This window comes from Stenotrophomonas sp. YJH_SMC_21 (assembly GCF_059369555.1).
In genome coordinates, this window is record NZ_JCAFSU010000001.1 from 1 (window position 1) to 19,859 (window position 19,859).

Annotated in this window: 16 protein-coding genes and 1 tRNA gene; 11 read left to right on the plus strand and 6 right to left on the minus strand. The window is 67.3% G+C overall.

Annotated features, from left to right (window positions below; all coding sequences use genetic code 11):
• Positions 1-200: 200 nt before the first annotated feature.
• The 5 genes from recG to gmk all read right to left on the minus strand — a co-directional run bounded on the left by recG (position 201) and on the right by gmk (position 6,233).
• Positions 201-2,312 carry an ATP-dependent DNA helicase RecG gene (gene recG / locus AC5P67_RS00005; protein ID WP_012481152.1) on the minus strand — a complete coding sequence of 704 codons (2,112 nt, stop codon included), beginning with the start codon at positions 2,310-2,312 and terminating at the stop codon, positions 201-203.
• A 7-nt stretch (positions 2,313-2,319) separates the two neighbouring features.
• A complete protein-coding gene (locus tag AC5P67_RS00010; RefSeq protein ID WP_005410875.1) occupies positions 2,320-2,706 on the minus strand; it encodes a RidA family protein in 387 nt (128 codons plus the stop codon).
• 183 nt (positions 2,707-2,889) lie between these two features.
• Positions 2,890-5,052, minus strand: a complete 2,163-nt coding sequence (locus AC5P67_RS00015; RefSeq protein ID WP_005410876.1) for a RelA/SpoT family protein — start codon at positions 5,050-5,052, stop codon at positions 2,890-2,892.
• Between the two features lie 105 nt (positions 5,053-5,157).
• A complete protein-coding gene (gene rpoZ, locus AC5P67_RS00020; RefSeq protein ID WP_005410877.1) occupies positions 5,158-5,457 on the minus strand; it encodes a DNA-directed RNA polymerase subunit omega in 300 nt (99 codons plus the stop codon).
• 110 nt (positions 5,458-5,567) lie between these two features.
• The gene (gene gmk / locus AC5P67_RS00025; RefSeq protein ID WP_049465727.1) at positions 5,568-6,233 is read right to left on the minus strand and encodes a guanylate kinase; all 666 of its coding nucleotides are present in this window, start codon (positions 6,231-6,233) and stop codon (positions 5,568-5,570) included.
• A 291-nt stretch (positions 6,234-6,524) separates the two neighbouring features.
• On the opposite strand from gmk, the gene fdnG reads away from it, so the two are divergent.
• The 8 genes from fdnG (at position 6,525) to selD (ending at position 17,091) form a co-directional block, all read left to right on the plus strand.
• The gene (gene fdnG, locus AC5P67_RS00030) at positions 6,525-9,593 is read left to right on the plus strand and encodes a formate dehydrogenase-N subunit alpha (RefSeq protein ID WP_146200850.1); all 3,069 of its coding nucleotides are present in this window, start codon (positions 6,525-6,527) and stop codon (positions 9,591-9,593) included.
• A gap of 10 nt (positions 9,594-9,603) precedes the next feature.
• Positions 9,604-10,521, plus strand: a complete 918-nt coding sequence (gene fdxH, locus AC5P67_RS00035; protein WP_005410881.1) for a formate dehydrogenase subunit beta — start codon at positions 9,604-9,606, stop codon at positions 10,519-10,521.
• Positions 10,518-11,165, plus strand: coding sequence for a formate dehydrogenase subunit gamma (locus AC5P67_RS00040; protein WP_005410882.1), 648 nt, complete (start codon positions 10,518-10,520; stop codon positions 11,163-11,165). The genes fdxH and AC5P67_RS00040 overlap by 4 nt, the downstream gene beginning before the upstream one ends.
• 359 nt (positions 11,166-11,524) lie before the next feature.
• A complete protein-coding gene (gene fdhE / locus AC5P67_RS00045) occupies positions 11,525-12,508 on the plus strand; it encodes a formate dehydrogenase accessory protein FdhE (RefSeq protein WP_495214250.1) in 984 nt (327 codons plus the stop codon).
• A gap of 4 nt (positions 12,509-12,512) precedes the next feature.
• The gene (selA, locus tag AC5P67_RS00050; RefSeq protein WP_495214251.1) at positions 12,513-13,937 is read left to right on the plus strand and encodes an L-seryl-tRNA(Sec) selenium transferase; all 1,425 of its coding nucleotides are present in this window, start codon (positions 12,513-12,515) and stop codon (positions 13,935-13,937) included.
• Complete coding sequence (gene selB, locus AC5P67_RS00055) at positions 13,934-15,865, plus strand: selenocysteine-specific translation elongation factor (RefSeq protein ID WP_087802591.1); 1,932 nt, start codon at positions 13,934-13,936, stop codon at positions 15,863-15,865. The genes selA and selB overlap by 4 nt, the downstream gene beginning before the upstream one ends.
• A gap of 24 nt (positions 15,866-15,889) precedes the next feature.
• Positions 15,890-15,985, plus strand: a tRNA-Sec gene (locus AC5P67_RS00060).
• Positions 15,986-16,011: 26 nt separating this feature from the next.
• Positions 16,012-17,091 carry a selenide, water dikinase SelD gene (selD, locus tag AC5P67_RS00065; protein WP_043034087.1) on the plus strand — a complete coding sequence of 360 codons (1,080 nt, stop codon included), beginning with the start codon at positions 16,012-16,014 and terminating at the stop codon, positions 17,089-17,091.
• Between the two features lie 57 nt (positions 17,092-17,148).
• Here selD and AC5P67_RS00070 read toward each other — a convergent pair whose 3' ends face one another.
• Positions 17,149-18,009, minus strand: a complete 861-nt coding sequence (locus AC5P67_RS00070) for a YicC/YloC family endoribonuclease (RefSeq protein ID WP_005410888.1) — start codon at positions 18,007-18,009, stop codon at positions 17,149-17,151.
• A 124-nt stretch (positions 18,010-18,133) separates the two neighbouring features.
• Between AC5P67_RS00070 and rph the strand changes: the two genes are divergently transcribed.
• From rph to rdgB, 3 genes are read left to right on the plus strand one after another with little or no spacing between them, the layout of a single operon-like run.
• On the plus strand, positions 18,134-18,859 hold the full coding sequence (rph, locus tag AC5P67_RS00075) for a ribonuclease PH (RefSeq protein ID WP_043034086.1): 726 nt from the start codon (positions 18,134-18,136) through the stop codon (positions 18,857-18,859).
• Positions 18,856-19,245: a VOC family protein gene (locus tag AC5P67_RS00080; RefSeq protein WP_005414366.1), complete on the plus strand. Its 390-nt coding sequence runs from the start codon at positions 18,856-18,858 to the stop codon at positions 19,243-19,245. The genes rph and AC5P67_RS00080 overlap by 4 nt, the downstream gene beginning before the upstream one ends.
• Positions 19,242-19,838: an RdgB/HAM1 family non-canonical purine NTP pyrophosphatase gene (gene rdgB, locus AC5P67_RS00085; protein WP_005410891.1), complete on the plus strand. Its 597-nt coding sequence runs from the start codon at positions 19,242-19,244 to the stop codon at positions 19,836-19,838. The genes AC5P67_RS00080 and rdgB overlap by 4 nt, the downstream gene beginning before the upstream one ends.
• The last annotated feature ends 21 nt before the right edge of the window (positions 19,839-19,859 follow it).

Below are 19,859 nucleotides of genomic sequence, written 5' to 3' on the forward strand. Positions count from 1 at the left end.
CAACTGTTCGGGCGGTTCAGGGAGAATCCGGCGTGGGGACCCAAGCTACTTCTCGGTCGCAAGACCTGGATCCACACGGTCGCCCACGCCGGGCTCTCGGCACCCAAGGTGCCAGATTGGCAAGAGATAAGATCCACGCCACGCGTGGATGCGTGGATGCGTGGATGCGTGGACCAAGGTCCACACCCATCAAGGTGGCGCTACGCCGAGGCGTAGCGCACGGCGGTGCCGATCCAGCGCTGCACCACACGATCGGCCAGCGTGGGTTGCTGGTCCAGCAGGCGCTCGGCCAGGTCGTGCACGCCGGGCAGCAGGCCGGCGTCGCGGGCCAGGTCGGCGATGCGGAAACCGGCCAGGCCGGTCTGCCGGGTACCCAGCAATTCACCGGGACCACGCAATTCCAGATCCTTCTCGGCAATGACGAAACCATCGTTGGTTTCGCGCATGGTCTGCAGGCGCTCGCGTGCCATCTGCGAGAGCGGTGCCTGGTACAGCAGCACGCAGCGCGATACCGCCGAACCACGGCCGACGCGGCCGCGCAGCTGATGCAGCTGGGCCAGGCCCAGGCGCTCGGCATTCTCGATCACCATCAGCGAGGCGTTCGGCACATCCACGCCCACTTCAATCACCGTGGTCGCCACCAGCAGGTCGATGTCGCCGGCCTTGAACGCCACCATCGTCGCCAGCTTTTCGGCGGCTTTCAGACGGCCATGTACCAGCCCCACGCGCACGCCCGGCAACAGCGCCTGCAGCGATTCGTAGGTGGCCTGCGCCGGGGTGGCATCCAGTTCTTCGCTTTCCTCGATGAGGGTGCACACCCAGTACACCTGCCGCCCTTCCTGGCAGGCCAGTGCGATGCGCTCGATCAACTCGGGACGACGATCGTTGTTGAGCGCGACGGTCTGCACCGGGGTACGGCCCGGCGGCAGTTCGTCGATGGCCGACACATCCAGGTCCGCGTATTCGGACATCGCCAGCGTGCGCGGAATCGGCGTGGCGGTCATCACCAGCTGGTGCGGCACGCTGTTGCCGCCCGCGCCCTTGTCGCGCAGCGCCAAGCGCTGGTGCACGCCGAAGCGGTGCTGCTCGTCGACGATGGCGAGCGCCAGATCCTGGAACACCACCGCCTCCTGCATCAGCGCGTGGGTACCAACCACCACCTGCGCTTCGCCGCTGGCGACCTGCTCCATTACCTTGGCGCGCGCCTTGCCGGTGACTTTGCCGGCCAGCCAGGCGATGCGCACACCGAGCGGCTCCAGCCAACCGCGCAGGTTGTTGAGATGTTGTTCGGCCAGCAGCTCGGTGGGCGCAGCCAATGCAACCTGCTTGCCCTGCTCCACCGCCAGCATCGCCGCCAGCGCGGCGACCACGGTCTTGCCGGAGCCCACATCGCCCTGCACCAGCCGCAGCATCGGGCTGGGCCGCGCGAGGTCTTCGCGGATCTGCTTGAACACGCGCGCCTGCGCGCCGGTGAGCGCGAACGGCAGTTGCTTCAGCAGCGCCTTGGCCAGCTTGCCAGGACCGGCCAGCGGCGGCGCATGGTGCGCCTGCAAGGCAATGCGCTGGCGACGCAGGCTGAGGTGATGGGCCAGCAGCTCTTCCATCGCCAGGCGGCGCTGCGCCGGGTGGGTGCCGGCGGCCAGCGCGACCAGATCGGCATCTGGTGGCGGCCGGTGCACGGTCAGCAGCGCGCTGCGCAGTGACGGCAGGCCGAGGCCATCGAGCCAGCCGCTGGGCAGCAGTTCCAGCGCGCTTTCCTCGGGCAGGCGGTCCAGCGCCTGGCCGATCAGCTTGCGCATGGTCATCGGACCGACGCCTTCGACGGTGGGATACACCGGGTCGAGGCGGTCGCCGAGTTCGGGATCGTCGTTGCGACCCAGCACCTGGTAGCTGGGGTGGACGATTTCCAGGCCGAGCTGGCCCGGTTTGGGCGTGCCGAAGCAGCGCAGCCGGTTGCCGACCGCGAACTGGCCGACCTGCTGCTGGCGGAAGTGGAAGAAGCGCAGCACCAAAGTGCCCCGCCCTTCGTCTTCCACCGCCACTTTCAGCATCGGCCGGTAGCGCATGCCGCGCTCGACCGCGACCACCCGCCCTTCCACCTGCGCCGGTACGCCGTTGCGCAGGTCTTCGATGCGGGTCAGCCGGGTCCGGTCTTCATAGCGCAGCGGCAGATGAAGCCAGAGATCCTGCAGGGTGGCCAGGCCACGCGCCTGCAGTTTGGCGGCCACGGCCGGACCGACGCCCGCGAGCATCGCCAGGGATGCTTCGCCGGACGGTGACAGGACCGGGGTGACCGCCGCCTTGCGTGCCACGTGGCGGTCAGTCGATGACCATCACCGCGTCGACCTCGAAGTTGGCGCCCTTGGGCAGGCCGGAGACTTCGATGGTGGAACGGGCCGGGTACGGGGCCTGAAAGTAGTCCTGCATGACCGCGTTGACCTTGGCGAACTCGCCCAGATCGGTCAGGTACAGGCCCAGACGCACGACCTTGTCCAGCGAGCCGCCAGCGGCTTCGGCCACGGCCTTGAGGTTGTCGAAGGCGCGGCGGGCCTGTGCTTCGACGTCGCCGGCGCCGACGATGTCGCCGGTGGCCGGGTCGAGCGGGATCTGGCCGGAGAAGTACACGGTGTTGCCGGCGCGCACGGCCTGCGAGTACGGGCCGATGGCGGCGGGGGCCTTTTCGGTGTTGATGATCTGGCGGGACATGGGTCGCTCCGGTGCTTGGGGGAAAACAGAGCGGTGATTGTACCGGGTGGGGGTGCATCCACGCATGGCGTGGATCTACCGCACCGCTCCGGTAGTGCCGGCCGCTGGCCGACAACCTCATGAACATCGGAAGCACCGCGACGTTGCCGGCCAGCGGCCGGCACTACCGGGTCCGCGCAGGACCTACTGGCGGCGTACCGACTGCACGACCGACAGGCGGCGCAGGCGGCGCATCACTTCGGCCAGGTGGTTGCGGTCGCGTACCTGGATGTTGAACGCCAGCACGGCGGCGTTGAAGTCGCGGTCCAGGTAGTCCACGCGCTCGATGTTGGAATGGCTCTGGGCGATGGCGGCGGCCAGCTGCGCCAGCACGCCGGTGCCGTTCTCTACTTCCACCACCAGCGAAGTGTCGTAGTCGCCGGAAACGGTGGTGTCCCAGCCGATCGGCACCCAGCGCTCGGGCGACTTGCGCAGCTCGGCCAGGTTCGGGCAGTCCATGCGGTGCACCACGATGCCCTTGCCGGCGGTGTGGTAGCCCATGATCTCGTCGCCGGGAATCGGCTGGCAGCAGCCGGCGAAGGTGACCACGCCGCGCTCGCTGCCGTTGATCAGGATCTTCTCCTGCGAATGGTGGCGCGAATGCGGGCCGCCACGCAGTTCGGCGTAGGCCATCAGCGCCTGCGCGGCCTGGGTCGGCATCCAGTTGCCCAGCGCGACCTCGGCCAGCAGCGCCTCCAGGCGCGGGAAACGATGCTCGGCCAGGAACGCATCCAGGCGCCCCTTCGGCAGCCGTTCCAGCGACGAATCCATCGCCTCCAGCGCACGGTCGAGCATGCGGTGGCCCAGCTGCACGGCATCTTCGTGTTCCAGCTGCTTGAGCTGGTGGCGGATGGCAGTGCGCGCCTTGCTGGTAACCACGAATTCCAGCCACTGCGGTTTCGGCGTGGCCGAGCGTGCGGTGATGATCTCCACCGACTGCCCCGACACCAGCTTGGTGCGCAGTGGCACCAGCTTCTTGTCAACGCGCGAGGCCACCGCCATGTTGCCGACATCGGTATGCACGGCGTAGGCGAAATCGAGCGCGGTGGAATTGCGCGGCAGGGCCAGGATCTTGCCCTTCGGGGTGAACAGGTAGACCTCGTCCGGGAACAGGTCGACCTTGACGTTGTCGAGGAACTCCAGCGAAGAGCCGGCAGCGCGCTGCGAGTCGATCAGTTCGACGATCCAGGCGTGGGCACGGCTCTGCGCGCTGTTGGGCGAATCGCCACCAAACTTGTAGGTCCAGTGCGCGGCCACGCCGCGCTCGGCGATCAGGTCCATTTCCTCGGTACGGATCTGCACTTCGATCGGCGAGCCATACGGCCCGAACAGCACGGTGTGCAGCGACTGGTAGCCGTTGGCCTTGGGAATGGCGATGAAATCGCGGAAGCGGCCATCCAGCGGTTTGAAGGTGGCATGCACCGAACCCAGCGCGTGGTAACAGCTGGGCACGCTGCGCACGACCAGGCGGAAGCCGAACACGTCCATCACCTGGTCGAAGGATTTGTTCTCGTCGCGCATCTTGTTGTAGATGCTCCACGGGGTCTTGATGCGGCTGATCAGCCGATGCTCGATCCCCTCCTTGGCCAGGCGCTGCGACAGCTGCACTTCCACCTGCGCCATCGCCTCGCGGCGCACCACCGGCTGGCTGCGGATGTGTTTTTCAATGATGGCGTGGCGCCACGGGTAGAGCGCCTTGAAGCCGAGGTTCTGCAGCTCGCTCTTGACCAGGCTCATGCCCAGGCGCTGGGCGATGGGTGCGTAGATCTCCAGCGTCTCGCGGGCGATGCGGCCGCGCGCTTCGCGGCTCTGCGCGCCCAGCGTGCGCATGTTGTGCAGGCGGTCGGCCAGCTTGATCATGATCACGCGCAGGTCGCGCGACATCGCCAGCAGCATCTTGCGGAAGCTCTCGGCGGCCGCTTCCTGGCGGTCGCGGAACTTCAGCTTGTCCAGCTTGGTCACGCCGTCGACCAGTTCGGCCACGGCCTCGCCGAACTCGGCAGCCAGCGCCTCGCGGGTGAGCGGGGTGTCTTCGATGGTGTCGTGCAGGATCGCGGCGATCAGCGCTTCCACGTCCAGGCCGAGCTCGGCCAGCACCTGGGCCACGGCCACCGGATGGGTGATATAGGGCTCGCCCGACTTGCGCGTCTGCCCAGCGTGCGCGGAGGCACCGACTTCCCAGGCACGGCGCAGCAGCGGCAGCTGTTCCGGCGGCAGGTAATGGGCGGCGCGTTCAAGCTGGAGGACGTAGTCGGGTACGGCGGCAGCGGGGGCTGCGGCGACCTTGGCAGTGGGGCCTGGGTTCATGCCCGAAGCCTATTCCAGCGCGACGTTTACGGCAAATCCTGAATGCGAAACAGCCCGCACGGGGCGGGCTGTTCGGCGATCCAGCAATGACGTTGATCGATGCGATCAATCGTCGTTCTTGGACATGTCTTCGTCGGCGACCACTTCGGCGGCAGCCCACTCCAGCGCTTCGCGCTCGGCGCGCTCACGCTCGGCCTTCTCGACTTCGTCGATCAGCGCGTTGTCGATCTTGCGGGCGGCGATTTCGCGCAGCGCCAGCACGGTCGGCTTGTCCTCGGTCTCGCTGTTGTCCAGCGTGGCCTGCACGCCGTTGGCGAGCTGGCGGGCACGCTTGGAAGCCATCATGACCAGTTCGAAACGGTTGTTAACGACTTCCAGGCAATCTTCTACGGTGATGCGGGCCATACGGGCTCCCGGCGACCGGTCGGCCGCTCAGTCGAATGAGGGAAAGGGGACGGAGTGTACTGGCAGGGGCTGGACAAAATCAAGCCAACCCCCACCCGATTCTTTTGGAATCAGTCAGTTGCACCCGGATCGGGGGTCAGCAGGGCCTGGATCAGGGCGGCGTGGCGCACCTTCTGGGCCTCCCGGCGCAGGCGGCTGGCGGTGAAGATGGCGCACAGCTCGTCCACGGCAGTGTCGAACACCTCGTTGACGATGACGTAGTCGAACTCGTTGAAGTGCAGCATTTCATCGCGGGCTGCGCCCAGCCGCTGGGCGATGACCGCCTCGCTGTCCTGGCCGCGCTTGCGCATGCGGTCCTGCAACGCCTGCTTGGACGGCGGCAGGATGAACACGGTGACCGTGCCCGGCACCAGCTGCCGCACCTGCTGGGCGCCCTGCCAATCGATCTCCAGCAGCACGTCCTGGCCGGCGGCCAGCTGCGGCTCCACCGACTGCCGGGCCGTGCCCTTCCAGTCGCCGTGCACCCAGGCGTGTTCGAAGAAGTCGCCGGCGGCGATCATCTGCTCGAACTTCTCGGCACTGACGAAGTGGTAGTGCTGGCCGTTCACCTCACCGGGGCGCATCGCGCGCGAGGTGAAGGAAATCGACAGGGCGATCTGCGGGTCACGCGCCAGGGTGGCGTTGACGATGCTGCTCTTGCCGGCGCCGGACGGGGCGGCCACGATGTACAGCGTGCCGCGCGCAACGGCGTCCGACGGCTTCGACGGGGCGCTCATGCACGGCTCCCAACTGGTTGATTTCGCAAAATTTTTCCTCGGTGTTCCAGATCCGGCGCGGCGGATCGCGGCCGGACGGCGGGGGCTGCGCGGAACATCCTGGAACCAGGCCCGGCAGACGCTTCCCCGGGGGGGCGGGCACGCAACTTTACCAGAGCAGGCCCTTTCCGGGCCCGTCCGGCAGGCGCCGCGCCTTGTGCCACATGGGCATGCGGGGGCCTGTGCTATAACCGGCCCGTACCCAACGACAGCCCGGAGGCCTGCGCCTCCCCGCCATCCCAGGAGAACGGCATGCCATCGATGAGCCGCCGCCAGTTCCTGAAAGTGACCGGGACAACCCTGGTCGGCTCCAGCCTGGCACTGATGGGCTTCGCGCCCGGCATCGCGCTCGCGGAGGTCCGGCAATACAAGCTGACCCGCGCGACCGAGACCCGCAACACCTGTACGTATTGTTCGGTGGCCTGCGGCATCCTGATGTACAGCCTCGGCGATGGCGCCAAGAACGCCGAACCGAGCATCTTCCATATCGAAGGCGACCCGGACCATCCGGTGAACCGCGGCACGCTGTGCCCGAAGGGTGCCGGCCTGGCCGACATCATCCACAGCAAGTCGCGCCTGCTCTACCCCGAGTACCGCGCGCCGGGCTCCAACGAGTGGAAGCGGCTGAGCTGGGACGATGCGCTGGACCGCATCGCGCGGCTGATGAAGGAAGACCGCGATGCCAACTTCGTGCAGAAGAACGAAGCCGGGCAGACGGTCAACCGCTGGCTGACCACCGGCATGCTGGCGGCCTCGGCCACCAGCAATGAAACCGCGGTGCTGACCCACAAGGTCGTCCGCTCCCTGGGCATGCTGGCATTCGACAACCAGGCACGTGTCTGACACGGCCCGACGGTGGCAGGTCTTGCCCCGACGCTAGGCCGTGGTGCGATGACGAACCACTGGGTCGACATCAAGAATGCCGACCTGATCCTGATCATGGGTGGCAATGCCGCCGAGGCACACCCGTGCGGGTTCAAATGGGTAACCGAGGCCAAGGCACACAACAAGGCACGCCTGATCGTGGTCGATCCGCGCTTCAACCGCTCGGCGGCGGTGGCCGACGTGTACGCGCCGATCCGCACCGGTACCGACATCGTGTTCCTGGGCGGCCTGATCAACTACCTGCTGACCGAGGACCGCATCCAGCACGAGTACGTGCTGAACTACACCGACATGTCGTTCCTGGTGAAGGACGAGTTCGCCTTCAAGGACGGCCTGTACTCGGGCTACAACGCAGAAAAGCGCAGCTACGACCGCTCCAGCTGGGACTACGCCTACGGTGACGACGGCTTCGTGCGCAGCGACCCGACGCTGAAGGACCCGCGCTGCGTCTACAACCTGCTCAAGCAGCACTATGCGCGCTACACGGTGGAGATGGTCGAACGCATCTGCGGCACGCCGGCCGACAGCATCCGCCAGATCTGGGACATGATCGCGTCCACCGCCGGCAAGGACAAGGCGATGACCATCCTGTACGCGCTGGGCTGGACGCAGCACTCGATCGGCGCGCAGAACGTGCGTGCCGGCACCATGGTGCAGCTGCTGCTGGGCAACATCGGCGTGGCCGGTGGCGGCATGAACGCCTTGCGCGGGCATTCCAACATCCAGGGCCTGACCGACATCGGCCTGATGTCCGACCTGCTGCCCGGCTACCTGACCCTGCCGAAACAGGACGAGCAGGACTACGAGGCCTACATCGCCAAGCGCACGCAGAAGCCGCTGCGCGCCAACCAGATGTCGTTCTGGCAGAACTACCCGAAGTTCCACGTCAGCCTGATGAAATCGTGGTGGGGCGACGCCGCCACCGCCGACAACAACTGGTGTTTCGATTACCTGCCCAAGCTCGACAAGCCGTACGACATGCTGCAGGCGTACGAGCTGATGAACGAAGGCAAGATCCACGGCTACATCTGCCAAGGCTTCAATCCGCTGGCCTCGGCGCCGAACAAGGGCAAGCTGATCAGCGCGTTCTCCAAGCTGAAGTTCATGGTCAGCATGGACCCGCTGGAAACCGAGACCATCGCCTTCTGGCAGAACCACGGTGCGTTGAACGACGTCGACCCGAGCACGATCCAGACCGAAGTATTCCGCCTGCCGACCACCTCCTTCGCCGAGGAGAACGGCGCGGTGGTGAATTCCTCGCGCTGGCTGCAGTGGCACTGGAAGGGTGCCAACCCACCAGGAGAAGCACGCAGCGACATCGAGATCATGTCCGAGCTGTTCCATCGCATCAAAGCGATGTACGAGAAGGACGGCGGTGCGTGGTGGGAGCCGGTGCGCGACCTGGCCTGGAACTACGCCAACCCTGAGGTACCCACGCCCGAAGAACTGGCGATGGAATACAACGGCAAGGCGCTGGCCGACGTGTTCGATCCGAAGGACCCAACCAAGCTGGTGCGCAAGGCCGGCGAGCAGCTGGCCGCATTCGGCGACCTGCGCGACGACGGCAGCACCGCCTCCGGCTGCTGGATCTACATCGGTGCCTGGGGCCCGACCGGCAACATGATGGCGCGGCGTGACAACAGCGACCCCACCGGCATCGGCAACACGCTGGGCTGGGCCTGGGCGTGGCCGGCCAATCGTCGCGTGATGTACAACCGCGCCTCGTGCGACGTCGCCGGAAAGCCATTTGATCCGCGGCGCACGCTGCTGGCGTGGAACGGGAAAAACTGGGGCAGCGTGGACGTGCCCGACTTCAAGGCCGACGAAGATCCCGCCGGCGGAATGGGCCCGTTCATCATGAACCCGGAGGGCATCGCGCGCTTCTTCGCCAAGGCCGGCATGGCCGAAGGCCCGTTCCCTGAGCACTACGAACCGTTCGATACACCGCTGCGCAGCAACCCACTCAGCCCCGGCCAGGCACTGACGCTGAACAACCCGGCCGCCCGCGTATTCGCCAGCGATCGCGCACAGATCGGTTCGCCGGACGAGTTCCCGCATGTGGCCACCACCTACCGCCTGACCGAGCATTTCCACTTCTGGACCAAGCACGGCAAGTTGAACGCCATCATCCAGCCCGAGCAGTTCGTCGAGATCGGCGCGGCGTTGGCCGACGAGCTGGGCATCAACAACGGCAGCCGCGTGCGGGTCAGTTCCAAACGCGGCCACATCGAAGCGGTCGCCATGGTGACCAAGCGCATCAAGGCCCTGCAGATCGATGGCCGGACCGTGCACCAGGTGGGCGTGCCGATCCACTGGGGTTTCCTCGGTGCGGCCAAGCCCGGATACATCGCCAATACGCTGACCAACGCCATCGGTGACGGCAACTCGCAGACGCCCGAATCGAAGTGCATCCTGGTCAAGGTCGAGAAGGTGTAGGAGACACGCCATGTCACTGCAATCCCTGGACATCATCCGCCGCTCGGCCACCACCACGCCCTCGCCGGAGGCGCGTGGTGCGCACACCGGCCAGGTCGCCAAGCTGATCGATGTGAGCAAGTGCATCGGCTGCAAGGCCTGCCAGGTCGCCTGCATGGAGTGGAATGACCTGCGCGACGAAGTGGGCAGCTGCGTTGGCAGCTACGACAACCCGCCCGACCTGAGCGACCAGTCGTGGACGGTGATGAAGTTCCGCGAGTACGAGGACGAGAAGGGCAAGCTGGAGTGGCTGATCCGCAAGGAAGGCTGCATGCACTGCAGCGATCCGGGCTGCCTGAAGGCCTGTCCGTCGCCCGGTGCCATCATCCAGTACGCCAATGGCATCGTCGACTTCCAGGAAGAGAACTGCATCGGCTGCGGCTACTGCGTGACAGGTTGTCCGTTCGACGTGCCGCGCATCTCCAAGAAGGACCACAAGGCCTACAAGTGCACGCTGTGTTCGGACCGGGTGGCGGTGGGCCAGGAGCCGGCCTGCGTGAAGACCTGCCCGACCGGCGCGATCACCTTCGGCAGCAAGCAGGCGATGACCGAGCACGCGGCCGGACGCGTGGAAGACCTGAAATCGCGCGGCTACGAGAACGCCGGCCTGTACGATCCGCAGGGCGTCGGCGGCACCCACGTGATGTACGTGCTGCAGCACGTGGACAAGCCGGAGCTGTATGCCGACCTGCCCAAGGATCCGCGCATCAGCCCGATGGTGGAGGTGTGGAAGGGCGTGGCCAAGCCGCTGGGCGTGCTGGCGATCGCCGCCACCGCCTTCGCCGGCTTCCTGCATTACATCGGCATCGGCCGCAACACGGTCAATGACGAGGAAGAAGAGGAAGCCGAGCACGAGGCGAAGAAGATCGAAGAGGAGCAGCGGCCATGAAGTACGCCCCGCACCCGCGCCAGATCATCCGCTACCGCGCACCGACCCGCATCAACCACTGGATCGTGGCGATCTGCTTCGTGCTGACCGCGCTGTCCGGGCTGGCGCTGTTCCACCCTGCCCTGTTCCCGTTGACCCAGCTGTTCGGTGGCGGCCCCTGGACGCGCATCCTGCATCCGTTCATCGGGCTGGCCATGGTGGTGGGCTTTGCGCTGCTGGCGTTCCGCATGTGGCGCGACAATCTGCCGACGGCCGACGATCGCGCATGGATGCGCGGCATGCGCGATGTACTGCGCAACGAGGATGAGAAGCTGCCGCCGGTGGGCCGTTTCAATGCCGGCCAGAAACTGCTGTTCTGGGCCATCATCGGCTGCCTGTCGGCGCTGCTGCTGACCGGCTTCGTGATCTGGCGGCAGTACTTCAGCCACTTCTTCCCGATCGGGGTGATCCGCTTCTCGGTGCTGGCCCATGCGCTGTTCGGCTGGGTGCTGGTGTGCGCGATCGTGGTGCACATCTATGCGGCGATCTGGATCAAGGGCTCGGTGCGGGCGATGACCCAGGGCAAGGTGACCTATGGGTGGGCGTACAAGCACCACCGGCAGTGGTTCAGGGACATCCTGCGCGGACGTCGGGAAGAGGGTTAGCGGCAGGGCCTGCGGCCCTGCACCCGCAGAGGCAACGTCAACGTCAAAAGCTGGCTATACGTGGGATGGCGGGGCACTGTGGATTTGCGGGGACGCCGTGAACCCGTCCCTGGGGGCTTGGCCGCGGCATCCATGCCGCGGACACCCCGCAAACCCACAGTGCCCCGCCTTCGACAGTTTCCCGCTGCTGTTGGTGGGTGTCGACCTTGGTCGACACGATGAACATGGCAACGACCGAAACCGGTTTTTGTAGAGTCGAGCCGTGCTCGACTGCTTTGCTCGACTGCGTTGCTTGAACGCGCTGGACGCGAGCGCTGACAACGGCGAGGATGGAGGCTGGTTCTTCTGGCTCGCTCTGCATGGCGCAACGCATCCTTGAACCCGGTGAGATCGAGACGCTCGCCTCGCGCGATGTGCCGCGCATCATCCTGCCCGATATCGAGTCACTGTTCGCCGAGCGCGCGACGCGCCTGCGCAGCCTGGCCGCGCACAGTGCCATCGGCGGCTACCTGCAGCTGCTGGCGGCGTTGGCCGATGCACAGCAGGCGCTGCTGGATGAGCTGACACCGCAGCAGCGCGAGGCGCTGCAGTCGCAGGCGCGTGCGCAGCAGTCGAGTGCGGCGGCCGGTGCCGGCATGCCGTTGCGGCCGGCCAACACGCTTCAACTGGATGGATGCTGGCGCGACTGGCTGCGCACGCTGTGCCAGCACTGTGCCGACGAAACGGGGCTGCCGCTGGAAACCCGGCAGGAGCTGCAACGCGTCGCCGCGGCCGACGACGCCTGGCTGGATGCGCAGGCGCACGCGGTGCTGGAGCGCGATGACGCGCCGTCGGTGGATGCGGTCGCTGCGCTGCTGGTGATGAACGCACTGCAGGTTTACTGGGCGGTGCTCGCAGCCAGCTTCCGCCCTACCGACCTGAAGCCGCTGGCTGATGCGCCAGGGCTGTGCCCGCTGTGCGGCACGTTGCCGGTGACCAGCGTGGTGCAGGCACGCCCACCCTATGCGTCCTACCGTTACCTGTCGTGCTCGCTGTGCGCCTGCCAGTGGCATTACGTGCGCGTGCAGTGCAGCCAGTGTGGTGCCGCCGGCAAGGACATCGTCTATCGCGCCCTGGCCGATGTGGACGGCGACAGCGGCGAGGCGGTGCGCGAGAGCGCGGTGCGTGCCGAGACCTGCGACCACTGCCACAGCTACCGCAAGATCCTGTATCTGGAAAAGGACCCGTCACTGGAGCCGGTGGCCGATGACCTCGGCACGCTGGCGCTGGATCTGCTGCTGGCCGAGGAAGGCTATGCGCGTGCCAGCCAGAATCCTCTGCTGTGGCAATCCGACGGCGATTGAGGCGATGACAGCCATGCCCCCCGCCCCGGCATCGGCCGCCGCCCTGCCCTCGCTGGACCGGGTGCTGCGCCTGCCTGCACTGGCGCCACTGATCGAAGGCCACGGTCGAAGCCGCATCACCCAGCTGCTGCGTTCGCACCTGCAGGTGCTGCGTGAGCGTGTCAGCGCCGGCCAGTTGTCGACCGCGCAGCTGCAGGAAGCGGTCGACGGCCCGGTGCTGGTGGCAGCGGTCGAGGCCGCACTGGCAGCCGATGCACGGCGGGACCTGCAACCGATGTTCAACCTGACCGGCACCGTACTGCATACCAACCTGGGTCGCGCATTGCTGCCCGAGGCCGCGGTGCAGGCAGTCACCCGCGCGATGACCGCGCCGGTCGATCTGGAGTTCGACGTCATCCGTGGCCGTCGCGGCGACCGCGATGCGCGGGTACAGGCATTGATCTGCGAACTGACCGGTGCCGAAGCCGCCACTGTGGTCAACAACAATGCGGCAGCGGTCCTGCTGCTGCTCAACAGCCTGGCCAACCGCCGCGAGGTGGTGGTGTCGCGCGGCGAGCTGGTGGAGATCGGTGGTGCCTTCCGCATCCCCGATGTGATGCGCAGCGCGGGCGCGCGGCTGCTGGAAGTAGGTACCACCAACCGCACCCATCCGGCCGACTTCACCAACGCCATCGGCGCGCGCACAGCGCTGCTGATGGAGGTGCATGCCAGCAACTACGCGATCAGCGGATTCACTGCCAAGGTCGACACGGCGGCGATGGCCACGATCGCGCACGAACACGGCCTGCCGCTGGTGGTGGACCTGGGCAGTGGCAGCCTGTGCGATCTGGCCACGTTCGGCCTGCCGCACGAGCCCACCGTGCAGGAAACACTGGCGGACGGCGCCGATCTGGTTTCGTTCAGCGGCGACAAGCTGCTGGGTGGCCCGCAGGCCGGCATCATCGCCGGTCGCGCCGACCTGATTGCACGGATCAACCGCAACCCGCTGAAGCGGGCACTGCGCATGGACAAGATGGGCCTGGCCGCACTGGAAGCGGTGCTGGCCCTGTACCGCGAACCCGAGCTGCTGGCACAGCGGCTGCCGACACTGCGCACGCTCTCGCGCACGCAGGATGACATTGATGCGCAGGCCCAGCGCCTGCTGCAGCCGATGCGTGCCTCACTGGCGGCGGACTACAGCCTCGAGCCTGCTTCGATGCACAGCCAGATTGGCAGCGGCGCGCAGCCACAGGCGCAGCTGGCCAGCGCCGGACTGCGCATTACCAGCGCGCGCCGTGGCGGACTGGATCTGCTGGCCAAGCGCCTGCGTCAGCTGCCGCGACCCGTGCTGGGCCGCATCTCCGATGATGCGTTGTGGCTGGACCTGCGCTGCCTGGAACCCGCCGACGAAGCGCGCTTCCTCGACCAGTGGAGCACGCTGAAGGCATGATCGTCGGCACCGCCGGGCATATCGACCATGGCAAGACCAGCCTGGTGCGGGCACTGACCGGCATCGAAACCGATCGCCTGCAGGAAGAGCGTACGCGTGGTATTTCCATCGAGCTGGGCTATGCCTATGTTCCTGTGGAACGCAGGGACGGCACAGGTCCTGTCGCGACACTGGGTTTCGTCGACGTGCCGGGCCACGAGCGCTTCGTGCACACGATGGTGGCCGGCGCCACGGGTATCGACGTCGCCCTGCTGGTCATCGCTGCCGACGACGGCGTGATGCCACAGACCCGCGAGCACCTGGCCATCCTGCAGCTGCTGGGCGTGAACCGGGGTGCGGTGGCGCTGACCAAGATCGACCGTGTGGATGCGGCGCGCCTGGCCCGGGTCGAGATCGAGGTCGCTGCCCTGCTGGCCGGCACGCCGCTGCAGGATTCCCCTGTGTTCACCTGCAACAGCACCGCACCGGACGATGCTGGCATCAACGCGCTGCGTACCCAGCTGCACGCGTGGGCGGCGGACGACGCCAGCACGCGCCAGGCCGAACTGCGCAGCGAGCTGTTCCGCATGCCGGTGGACCGCGTGTTCTCGCTGGCCGGCCACGGCACGCTGGTGACCGGCGCAGTGCACGGCGGCATCGCCTCGGTGGGTGAGCATCTGCAACTGATGCCGGCCGCCACTGAAGTGCGCATACGCAGCATCCACGCGCAGAACCAGGCCAGTGACCACGCGATGGCCGGGCAGCGCTGCGCGCTGAACCTGGCGGCCATTGCCCGTGACGATATCCACCGCGGTGACTGGATCGCCGACGCACGCGCACTGCTGGCCACCACCCGCGTTGATGTGCGGTTGCGGCTGTCCGCGTTGGCCGCACCGTTGCGCGACTGGGCACCGCTGCATATCCACTGGGGCACGATGCACCGGCAGGCCCATGTGGTGCTGCTGGAGGACCATGACCACGGTGATGGGCAGTTGGTGCAGCTGGTGTTCGATGCTCCGGTCTGTGCGATGTGTGGCGATCGCTTCATTGCCCGCGATTCAGCGGCCACCCACACGCTGGGCGGCGGCCTCGTGCTCGATCCGGACCCGCCACAGCGGCGCCGGCGCAGTCCTGCACGGCTCGCATGGCTGGGAGCACTGGAGCAACTGGCCGCGGGTGCGGGAATCGGTCCACTGTTGCAGCAGGCGCCCTTCGGCGTTGCCATGGCCGCGCTGCAGCGCTACTGCCGGCGCGCCGCCGACCGGATCGATCTTCCTGCAGACACGCGACGCATCGTCACCCGCGAAGACACGGTAGTCATCCTTGTGTCGCACTGGCAGGCATTGCGCGAGCAGGTGATCGCCTCACTGCGTGGATGGCATGAGCGACGCCCGGACGAACCCGGTGTCGACAGCGGCCGCCTGCAGCGCAGCACCCTGCCCGCGCTTGCAGCGAGCCTCTGGAATGCGCTGCTGCAGGACCTGCTGGACGACGGCAGCGTGCAACGCGTGGGTGCCTGGTGGCGCCTGCCCGGGCATGACCATGCGCCACCGGAACGCGAGCGTCTGCTGCTGGAACGCGTGCTGCCGCAACTGCACGCCGGTGGCTTCGATCCGCCGTGGGTGCGCACCCTTGCTGCCGAGATCGGCCTGGCCGAAGACGAAGTCCGCGCCGTCCTGCGCCGCGCCACCGCACGTGGCGAGCTGTTCCAGGTGGTGCCGGACCTGTTCTATGCACCCGCACGCATTGCGGAACTCGCCGCGATCGTCGCGCAGCTGTCACAGGCCAGCGGCACGGTGGATGCGGCCACGTTCCGCGATGCCATCGGCCTGGGCCGCAAACGTAGCATCCAGATCTTGGAGTTCTTCAATCGCGTTGGCTACACTCGACGCGTCGGTGACCAGCATCGGCCGCGCGGCGACCTGCAGTGGAACGCAGCCCGCGACTGAGCCCACCGGTACCGCCGTACTTTCGGAAGGCATGCGCATCCGGGCATGCGGCTGGGCTTCAAACCCAGTAGGGGGCGTCGATCGTTCCCTGGTAGGTTCGACTCCTGCTGCCTTCCGCCATTCGCGTTCCCGCAGGAGATGTCGGCATGGCCACGCACGCGCAGTCCCCCGCCCCTTCAACGGCCGATGCCCCGCAACGACTGACCTCTCTCGCGCATGGCGGCGGCTGCGGCTGCAAGATCGCGCCGGGCGTGCTGAGCGAACTGCTGCGTGGCGTTACAGCACTTCCGGCACCGGCTGAGCTGCTGGTGGGCCGTGAGAACAGCGACGACGCCGCGGTGTATCGCCTCGATGACCGGCAGGCGATCGTCGCCACCACCGACTTCTTCATGCCGATCGTCGACGACCCGTTCGACTTCGGGCGCATCGCGGCCACCAACGCGCTGTCGGACCTGTATGCGATGGGCGCGCGCCCGCTGTTCGCACTGGCCATCGTCGGCATGCCGATCAATACGCTGCCGCAGGACACGATCCGCGGCATCCTGCAGGGTGGCGAACGCGCCTGCGCCGATGCTGGCATCGTGGTCGCTGGTGGCCACAGCATCGATTCGGTGGAACCCATCTACGGCCTGGCCGCGATCGGCGTGCTCGACCCGCAGCGACTCAAGCGCAATGCCGATGCCCGCGCCGGCGACGTGCTGGTGCTGGGCAAGCCGTTGGGCGTGGGCGTGTATTCGTCAGCACTGAAGAAGGAAGTGCTGGACGCCGACGGCTACCAGCAGATGATCGCGTCGACCACCCGCCTGAACACCGTGGGCGTGCCGCTGGCTGCGCTGGACGGCGTGCATGCCATGACCGACGTCACCGGCTTCGGCCTGCTCGGCCACCTGCTGGAAGTGTGCCGCGCCAGTGGTGTCGCTGCCGAGGTGGACAGTGCACAGGTGCCGCTGCTGCCGCAGGCGCTGGAGCTGCTGCAGCGTGGCTGCGTGACCGGCGCCTCCAACCGCAACTGGGCCTCCTATGGCACCGAGGTGCGCTTCGCCGATGGGTTGCCGGCACACTGGCAGCCGCTGCTGACCGACCCGCAGACCAGCGGCGGACTGCTGGTGTCGTGCGCCCCGGACGCGGCGGATGCGGTGCTGGCCTGCTTCCACGACGCGGGGTTCGGCCAGGCAGCCGTGGTCGGGCGTTTGAGCGAAGGAGCGCCGGGCGTCAGCGTGCGCTGATGCGCTGGAACGACAAGGGCGCCCGAAGGCGCCCCTGCTGTACCGCTGGGTGCAACATCACTCGATGTTCTGCACCTGTTCGCGGATCTGGTCGATCAGCACCTTCAGCTCCACCGCGGCATTGGACGTACGGCTGTCCACCGACTTCGAGCCCAGCGTATTGGCTTCGCGGTTGAACTCCTGCAGCAGGAAGTCCAGGCGGCGACCGACCGGCTCGCGCTGCTTGAGCACGCGGCGGATCTCGACGATGTGGCTGCCGAGGCGGTCCAGCTCTTCATCCACGTCCAGCTTCTGCAGCCACAGGACAAGTTCCTGCTCTGCGCGGCCGGGGTCGACCGGGTGCGGCAGGTCGGCCAGGCGTGCGGCCAGCTTGGCGCGCTGGCCGTCGCGAATGGCCGGAATCAGCGTGCGGACTTCGGTGGCGATGCGTTCGATGCCGTCCACGCGCTCGCTGATGGCCGCAGCCAACTTGCCGCCTTCGCGCTCACGGGCCTCGACGAAGCCATCCAGCACCTGGTCCAGCAGCGCCAGCGCCTCGACCTGCAGGGCGGCGGCGTCGGTGGCCTCGCCACGGGTCACGCCCGGCAGCTGCAGCAGGTCGGTGAAGCTGACCTGCAGGTTGGGGAAATCGGAGGTCAGGCGGTGCGCCAGGCGGCCCAGCTGGCCCAGCAGGGCCTCGTCCACCTGAAGGTTGGCCGCCGCTTCCGGCGCGCGCAGGCGCATCACCAGATCCAGCTTGCCACGGCTCAGGCGCGCGGCGATGCGCTCGCGCAGCTGCGGTTCCAGCGCCCGCAGCTCCTCGGGCAGGCGGGTGCCGACCTCCAGGAAGCGGTGGTTGACCGAGCGCAGCTCGCAGCCCAGCGTGCCCCACGGGGTGACCCGCTCGCCGCCGGCATAGGCGGTCATGCTTCGAATCATGGATTGTGTCCGGTGCGTGCAAAGGGGGAATGGTACCCTAGCGCCCTCACCAGAGCCCCCTTGCCCGCCCCGTGAAGGCCGCGGGCGTGGCGGCGTACTCCCTTGCCATTACGGAACCCGCACCATGTCCGATTCCCGCCCCAGCGGCCGCCAGCCCGACCAGCTCCGCCCGGTCGTCATCCAACGCGGCTTCACCCGCCACGCCGAAGGTTCGGTGCTGGTGTGCTTCGGTGAAACCCGTGTGCTGTGCACCGCCAGCGTCGAGAACCGCGTGCCGGGCTTCCTGCGCGGCAAGGGCGAAGGCTGGGTCACCGCCGAGTACGGCATGCTGCCGCGCGCCACCCACACCCGCAGTGACCGTGAAGCGGCCCGTGGCAAGCAGGGTGGCCGCACGCTGGAGATCCAGCGCCTGATCGGCCGCAGCCTGCGCGCCTGCGTGGATCGCAACGCGCTGGGCGAGCGCACCATCACCCTCGACTGCGACGTGCTGCAGGCCGACGGTGGCACCCGCACCGCCGCCATCACCGGCGCCTACGTGGCGCTGGTCGATGCGGTGAACGTGCTGATCAAGCGTGGCGACATCAAGCGCAACCCGATCCTGGGCGCAGTAGCCGCCGTATCGGTAGGCGTGTACCGCGGCACCCCGGTGCTGGACCTGGACTACGCCGAAGACAGCGACTGCGACACCGACATGAACGTGGTGATGAACGACGGTGGCGGCTTCATCGAGCTGCAGGGCACCGCCGAAGGCCACGCCTTCCGTCGCGATGAACTGGATGCGCTGCTGGGCCTGGCCGAAAAGGGCGTGGGCGAACTGCTGGCCGCACAGCAGGCGGCGCTGTCGGCATGAACCGCCGCATCGCCCTGACCACCCTGGTGGTGGCCGACTATGACGAAGCCATTGCCTGGTACACCGGCAAGCTCGGCTTCGCACTGTTGGAGGACATCGACCAGGGCCACAAGCGCTGGGTGGTGGTCGGCCCGACCGACGGCAGTGCCGCCGCCCTGCTGCTGGCCCGCGCCAGCGACGAGGAACAGCGCAGCCGCATCGGCAACCAGACCGGCGGCCGCGTCGGCTTCTTCCTCAACACCGACGACTTCCGCCGCGACCACGCGGCGATGGTCGCCGCCGGCGTCGAGTTCCTGGAAGCGCCGCGCGAAGAACCCTATGCAACGGTTGCGGTGTTCCGCGATCTGTATGGCAACACCTGGGACCTGCTGGAGCCCCGTCAATGAAGAAACTGGTACTGGCCAGCCACAACGCCGGCAAGCTGGTGGAGATGCAGGAGATCCTTGCCGATCTGCCGCTGCAGATCACCTCGGCCGCCGAACTGGGCCTGGGCGATGTGGAAGAGACCGGCCTGACCTTCGTCGAGAACGCGCTGCTGAAGGCACGCGCAGCCTGCGAAGCGACCGGCCTGCCGGCGCTGGCCGATGATTCGGGCCTGATCGTCGATGCCCTCGGCGGTGCGCCGGGCCTGTACAGCGCACGCTATGCCGGCCACCCGACCAATGCTGCGGCCAACAATGCCAAGCTGCTGGACGCGATGGCCGACATTCCCGATGGCCAGCGCAGCGCCCGCTTCTATGCGGTGATCGTGCTGCTGCGCCACGCCACCGACCCGCAGCCGCTGATCTGCGAAGGCCGCTGGGAAGGCCAGATCATCCGCGAACTGCGCGGCACCAATGGTTTCGGCTACAACCCGGTATTCCTGGACACCACCCACGGCCTGACCGCCGCGGAAATGGAGCCGGCGCTGAAGAACGCCATCAGCCACCGCGCCATTGCCCTGCAGCAGCTCAAGCAGCAGCTGGCGACGCTGTACTGACGCCACCCGATCGACCCAGGG

Excerpts from the sequence above, each read along its gene's own strand:
- AC5P67_RS00010 (WP_005410875.1), bottom strand. The coding sequence starts at position 2,706 with ATGTCCCGCCAGATCATCAACACCGAAAAGGCCCCCGCCGCCATCGGC.
- AC5P67_RS00015 (WP_005410876.1), bottom strand. The coding sequence starts at position 5,052 with ATGAACCCAGGCCCCACTGCCAAGGTCGCCGCAGCCCCCGCTGCCGCC.
- rpoZ (WP_005410877.1), bottom strand. The coding sequence starts at position 5,457 with ATGGCCCGCATCACCGTAGAAGATTGCCTGGAAGTCGTTAACAACCGT.
- gmk (WP_049465727.1), bottom strand. The coding sequence starts at position 6,233 with ATGAGCGCCCCGTCGAAGCCGTCGGACGCCGTTGCGCGCGGCACGCTG.
- fdxH (WP_005410881.1), top strand. The coding sequence starts at position 9,604 with ATGTCACTGCAATCCCTGGACATCATCCGCCGCTCGGCCACCACCACG.
- AC5P67_RS00040 (WP_005410882.1), top strand. The coding sequence starts at position 10,518 with ATGAAGTACGCCCCGCACCCGCGCCAGATCATCCGCTACCGCGCACCG.
- fdhE (WP_495214250.1), top strand. The coding sequence starts at position 11,525 with ATGGCGCAACGCATCCTTGAACCCGGTGAGATCGAGACGCTCGCCTCG.
- selA (WP_495214251.1), top strand. The coding sequence starts at position 12,513 with ATGACAGCCATGCCCCCCGCCCCGGCATCGGCCGCCGCCCTGCCCTCG.
- selB (WP_087802591.1), top strand. The coding sequence starts at position 13,934 with ATGATCGTCGGCACCGCCGGGCATATCGACCATGGCAAGACCAGCCTG.
- selD (WP_043034087.1), top strand. The coding sequence starts at position 16,012 with ATGGCCACGCACGCGCAGTCCCCCGCCCCTTCAACGGCCGATGCCCCG.
- AC5P67_RS00070 (WP_005410888.1), bottom strand. The coding sequence starts at position 18,009 with ATGATTCGAAGCATGACCGCCTATGCCGGCGGCGAGCGGGTCACCCCG.
- rph (WP_043034086.1), top strand. The coding sequence starts at position 18,134 with ATGTCCGATTCCCGCCCCAGCGGCCGCCAGCCCGACCAGCTCCGCCCG.
- AC5P67_RS00080 (WP_005414366.1), top strand. The coding sequence starts at position 18,856 with ATGAACCGCCGCATCGCCCTGACCACCCTGGTGGTGGCCGACTATGAC.
- rdgB (WP_005410891.1), top strand. The coding sequence starts at position 19,242 with ATGAAGAAACTGGTACTGGCCAGCCACAACGCCGGCAAGCTGGTGGAG.